Genomic DNA, 5,271 nt, shown 5'->3' on the forward strand with positions numbered 1-5,271 from the left:
CTTTTGGTGTGCATGGTGGGTGTGGGACAAGCCCTCGGCCTATTAGTACCGGTCGGCTGTACATTGCTGTTGTAGACCTCCGGCCTATCAACCCCATAGTCTGTGGGGGGCCTTACCAGGTTTGTCCTGTGGGAAACTTTATCTTGAAATGTGCTTCCCGCTTAGATGCGTTCAGCGGTTATCACGTCCGGACGTAGCTAACCAGCGGTGCCCCTGGCGGGACAACTGGCACACCAGAGGTTCGTCCATCCCGGTCCTCTCGTACTAGGGACAGCTTTTCTCAAGTTTCCTGCGCGCGCGGCGGATAGGGACCGAACTGTCTCACGACGTTCTAAACCCAGCTCGCGTGCCGCTTTAATGGGCGAACAGCCCAACCCTTGGGACCTACTCCAGCCCCAGGATGCGACGAGCCGACATCGAGGTGCCAAACCATCCCGTCGATATGGACTCTTGGGGAAGATCAGCCTGTTATCCCCGGGGTACCTTTTATCCGTTGAGCGACGCCACTTCCACACGTGGGCGCCGGATCACTAGTTCCGACTTTCGTCCCTGCTCGACTTGTCAGTCTCGCAGTCAAGCTCCCTTGTGCACTTACACTCGCCACCTGATTGCCAACCAGGCTGAGGGAACCTTTGAGCGCCTCCGTTACTCTTTAGGAGGCAACCGCCCCAGTTAAACTACCCATCAGGCACTGTCCCTGATCCGGATCACGGACCTAGGTTAGATATCTAGTACGACCAGAGTGGTATTTCAACGTTGACTCCACCCGAACTGGCGTCCGAGCTTCACCGTCTCCCACCTATCCTACACAAGCCGTGCCAAACACCAATACCAAACTATAGTAAAGGTCCCGGGGTCTTTCCGTCCTGCCGCGCGTAACGAGCATCTTTACTCGTACTGCAATTTCGCCGAGTCCATGGTTGAGACAGCGCCCAAGTCGTTACTCCATTCGTGCAGGTCGGAACTTACCCGACAAGGAATTTCGCTACCTTAGGATGGTTATAGTTACCACCGCCGTTTACTGGGGCTTAAATTCTCCGCTTCACCCACCGAAGTGGGCTGACAGGTCCTCTTAACCTTCCAGCACCGGGCAGGAGTCAGTCCGTATACATCGTCTTACGACTTCGCACGGACCTGTGTTTTTAGTAAACAGTCGCTTGGGCCTGGTCTCTGCGGCCCTCACCGCTACCCCCAGCTAGTGGGTTCACGGATCGGGCCCCCCTTCTCCCGAAGTTACGGGGGCATTTTGCCGAGTTCCTTAACCATGGTTCGCTCGATCGCCTTGGTATTCTCTACCTGATCACCTGAGTCGGTTTGGGGTACGGGCGGCGCGTGACTCGCTAGAGGTTTTTCTTGACAGCATAGGATCGCCGGCTTCCCCCTATCGGGGTCCCCATCAGACCTCACCCTCCACATCCAAGTGAGCACGGCGGATTTGCCTACCGTGCGGGCCACATCCTTAGCCGTGGACTACCATCGCCACGGTCCGGTTACCTTCCTGCGTCACCCCGTCGCTTGACTACTACCGGTTCGGGTCCCACGCTCCCCCAGCTCCCGCGACCCCGAAGGGCGCTAGGTGCTGGCTTTGGGTGGTTAGCATCACCGGGTTCGTCATGGGCGTCACGTTGCCGGTACGGGAATATCAACCCGTTGTCCATCGACTACGCCTGTCGGCCTCGCCTTAGGTCCCGACTTACCCAGGGCAGATGAGCTTGACCCTGGAACCCTTGATCATTCGGCGCACGGGTTTCTCACCCGTGTTTCGCTACTCATGCCTGCATTCTCACTCGTGTCGCCTCCAGCCCTGGATCACTCCGGACCTTCCCTGGCGACACGACGCTCCCCTACCCATCCACGCCCCTGAACCAACCAGACAAGCTGGCGGCTTGGGTATCGCGTGAATGCCATAGCTTCGGCGGATGACTTGAGCCCCGCTACATTGTCGGCGCGGAATCACTTGACCAGTGAGCTATTACGCACTCTTTCAAGGGTGGCTGCTTCCAAGCCAACCTCCTGGTTGTCACTGCGACTCCACATCCTTTTCCACTTAGTCACCGCTTAGGGGCCTTAGCTGATGGTCTGGGCTGTTTCCCTCTCGACTACGGAGCTTATCCCCCGCAGTCTCACTGCCACGCTCTCACTTACCGGCATTCGGAGTTTGGCTAACGTCAGTAACCTGGTCGGGCCCATCGGCTATCCAGTGCTCTACCTCCGGCAAGAAACACGCAACGCTGCACCTAAATGCATTTCGGGGAGAACCAGCTATCACGGAGTTTGATTGGCCTTTCACCCCTATCCACAGGTCATCCCCCCAGTTTTCAACCTAGGTGGGTTCGGTCCTCCACGACGTCTTACCGTCGCTTCAACCTGCCCATGGATAGATCACTCCGCTTCGGGTCTTGATCGTGCTACTAAAACGCCCTCTTAGGACTCGCTTTCGCTACGGCTCCCCCACACGGGTTAACCTCGCAACACAACACAAACTCGCAGGCTCATTCTTCAAAAGGCACGCCATCACCCCCACCACCGAAATGGCATAAGGCTTTGACGGATTGTAGGCGCATGGTTTCAGGTACTATTTCACTCCCCGCCAGGGGTACTTTTCACCTTTCCCTCACGGTACTCGTCCGCTATCGGTCATCAAGGAGTATTTAGGCTTAACGGGTGGTCCCGCCAGATTCACACGGAATTTCACGAGTTCCGTGATACTCGGGTACCCGCCCAACGGAGCCCATCGCTTACGTCTACGGGGCTATCACCCGCTCCGGCACCGCTTTCCAACGGACTTCAACTTCACGATGAGTTTCTTACTCCGCACCAGCACGGCAGCACTGGTCAGACAGGCCCCACAACCCCACACACGCAACCCCTGCCGGGTATCACACGTGCATGGTTTAGCCTCTTCCGCTTTCGCTCGCCACTACTCACGGAATCACAATTGTTTTCTCTTCCTGTGGGTACTGAGATGTTTCACTTCCCCACGTTCCCTCCCAACACCCTATTTCATTCAGGTGCAGGTGACTGGACATGACTCCAGCCAGGTTTCCCCATTCGGACACCCCCGGATCACAGCTCGGTTGCCAACTCCCCAGGGCTTATCGCAGGCTCCTACGTCCTTCATCGGCTCTTGATGCCAAGGCATCCACCATACGCCCTTCATAGCTTGTCGCCACACACACAAACACAACAAAAACAGGTCAAAACACCGCCCTCGCAAAACGAGACCGGTGAATTCGATCTGAGCAAACAGCTACAAAGATGCTCGCGTCCACTATCCAACAACCAAACAACCACAGAGCAAACCGGCCAACCACCTGGTATCCACCAGGAGCGCCTGATCTCTCAGGGCCCAACAGCGTGCCACCCGGTTTCCCCGGCCCGACCCCCGACCGGCAACCAGCCCCGTTCCACACCCACCCAGCAAGCTGGACAGGCAGTACTAGACGCCGGCCACCACGGTGGACGGTTCTCAACGTCGACGATTCCACTAGTGAGCACCCCAGTGCCGCCAGGACGGATGCCCGACGCGCGCCCCGCAATCAACGGGAGGGTGTGTGCTCCTTAGAAAGGAGGTGATCCAGCCGCACCTTCCGGTACGGCTACCTTGTTACGACTTCGTCCCAATCGCCAGCCCCACCTTCGACCACTCCCTCCCCGCCACAAGGGCTAAGGGTTGGGCCATGGGCTTCGGGTGTTGCCGACTTTCGTGACGTGACGGGCGGTGTGTACAAGGCCCGGGAACGTATTCACCGCAGCGTTGCTGATCTGCGATTACTAGCGACTCCGACTTCATGGGGTCGAGTTGCAGACCCCAATCCGAACTGAGACCGGCTTTTTGGGATTCGCTCCACCTTACGGCATCGCAGCCCTTTGTACCGGCCATTGTAGCATGCGTGAAGCCCTGGACATAAGGGGCATGATGACTTGACGTCATCCCCACCTTCCTCCGAGTTGACCCCGGCAGTCTCCCATGAGTCCCCAGCACCCCGAAGGGCCTGCTGGCAACATGGAACGAGGGTTGCGCTCGTTGCGGGACTTAACCCAACATCTCACGACACGAGCTGACGACAGCCATGCACCACCTGTACACCGACAAAAAGGGGCACCATCTCTGGCGCTTTCCGGCGTATGTCAAACCCAGGTAAGGTTCTTCGCGTTGCATCGAATTAATCCGCATGCTCCGCCGCTTGTGCGGGCCCCCGTCAATTCCTTTGAGTTTTAGCCTTGCGGCCGTACTCCCCAGGCGGGGCGCTTAATGCGTTAGCTGCGGCACGGAACCCGTGGAATGGATCCCACACCTAGCGCCCAACGTTTACGGTGTGGACTACCAGGGTATCTAATCCTGTTCGCTCCCCACACTTTCGCTCCTCAGCGTCAGATCATGCCCAGAGAACCGCCTTCGCCACCGGTGTTCCTCCTGATATCTGCGCATTTCACCGCTACACCAGGAATTCCGTTCTCCCCTGCATACCTCTAGTCTGCCCGTATCGAAAGCAAGCCCCGAGTTAAGCCCGAGGTTTTCACTCCCGACGCGACAAACCGCCTACGAGCCCTTTACGCCCAATAATTCCGGACAACGCTCGCACCCTACGTATTACCGCGGCTGCTGGCACGTAGTTGGCCGGTGCTTCTTCCCCACCTACCGTCACCACACCCAAAAAGATGCAGCTTCGTCAATGGTGAAAGAGGTTTACAACCCGAAGGCCGTCATCCCTCACGCGGCGTTGCTGGATCAGGCTTCCGCCCATTGTCCAATATTCCCCACTGCTGCCTCCCGTAGGAGTCTGGGCCGTGTCTCAGTCCCAGTGTGGCCGGTCACCCTCTCAGGCCGGCTACCCGTCAAAGCCTTGGTAGGCCATTACCCCACCAACAAGCTGATAGGCCGCGAGCACATCCCCCACCAGAAAAACCTTTCCCCACACCCACATGCGTGGACCTGGGAGTACCGGGTATTAGCACCCATTTCTGGACGTTATCCCCAAGTGAAGGGCAGATTACTCACGTGTTACTCACCCGTTCGCCGCTCGAGTACCCACAAGTGGGCCTTTCCGCTCGACTTGCATGTGTTAAGCACGCCGCCAGCGTTCGTCCTGAGCCAGGATCAAACTCTCCATCGAAAACTTGACCCGGCCGAAACGAAACTAGCATTCAAAGCCAGAATCATTGTCAACCGTAAAAAACAAACATCAAACCCAAACCAAAAAGATCAGGGCATGACAAACTAATTCGTCGACTAAATGACACACTGTTGAGTTCTCAAAAATCAGACGC

2 rRNA genes are annotated in these 5,271 nt (G+C 57.2%); both read right to left on the reverse strand.

From position 1 onward, the window contains the following. Positions 1–22 precede the first annotated feature (22 nt). Positions 23–3,169: ribosomal RNA gene (locus ISU07_RS23635) — 23S ribosomal RNA — on the reverse strand. Positions 3,170–3,565: 396 nt separating this feature from the next. Then, positions 3,566–5,117 (reverse strand): 16S ribosomal RNA (locus ISU07_RS23640). The 16S and 23S rRNA genes sit together here, the layout of an rRNA operon. Positions 5,118–5,271 lie beyond the last annotated feature (154 nt).

Source organism: Nocardioides islandensis (genome assembly GCF_015352455.1).
In the GTDB taxonomy this organism is placed as follows: domain Bacteria; phylum Actinomycetota; class Actinomycetes; order Propionibacteriales; family Nocardioidaceae; genus Nocardioides; species Nocardioides islandensis.